General features: G+C 63.8%; 1 pseudogene. It reads right to left on the reverse strand.

Features of this window, described 5'->3' with window-relative positions:
* Positions 1-666: pseudogene (locus AAFP05_RS05280) on the reverse strand (diaminopimelate decarboxylase); the annotation flags it as partial.

A 666-nucleotide genomic window follows, 5' to 3' on the forward strand; every position in this document is an offset into this window, starting at 1 on the left:
TGGACATCTGCCGGCAAGAAGACATCGTGCACCAAGATGTCACCGCCCTCACAGTGCTTGCCGACCACTCGGCACAGCACCGTCTCGGCTTGTGATGTCCGGTTGGCGAGGACCGCGGAGTACTCGGCCGCGTAGAGTGCGGGACGGATGTTGTCGCTCATGCCACCGTCCACACTGACGTAAATGCGCTGAGCACCGCCCTCCAGATCGACGGGCTTCACCGTGCCGACCGTGTAGATGGCCATCGTGCTCGGACCAACGATCGCGCGGCCCGGCTCGACCGACAGTCTCGGCTCCGCCATCGCGTGGCCACGAGCCTCGTGGGCCACGATCTCACGCAGGCTGCTCGCCAGTTCCTGCGCGGTCGAAGGAGAGTCCTGGCTGGTGTAGGCGATGCCGAAACCGCCCCCCAGATCCAGCTCGGGCAGCTGCGTTGCGGTGGCGTCGGTGAACTGCGAGAGCAGCTTCATGGTGCGCCGGGCCGCAACTTCGAAACCGCCGGTGTCGAAGATCTGGGAGCCGATATGAGAGTGAATCCCCAGCAGCGTGATGTGTGGATCGTAATGGCAGCGCACCATCGCCACCATTGCCTGATTGTTGGTGATGGAGAAGCCGAACTTCTGATCCTCGTGGGCGGTCGCGATGTACTCGTGCGTGTGCGCCTCG

The sequence above is a fragment of the Brooklawnia sp. genome, assembly GCF_032229645.1.
In the GTDB taxonomy this organism is placed as follows: domain Bacteria; phylum Actinomycetota; class Actinomycetes; order Propionibacteriales; family Propionibacteriaceae; genus Brooklawnia.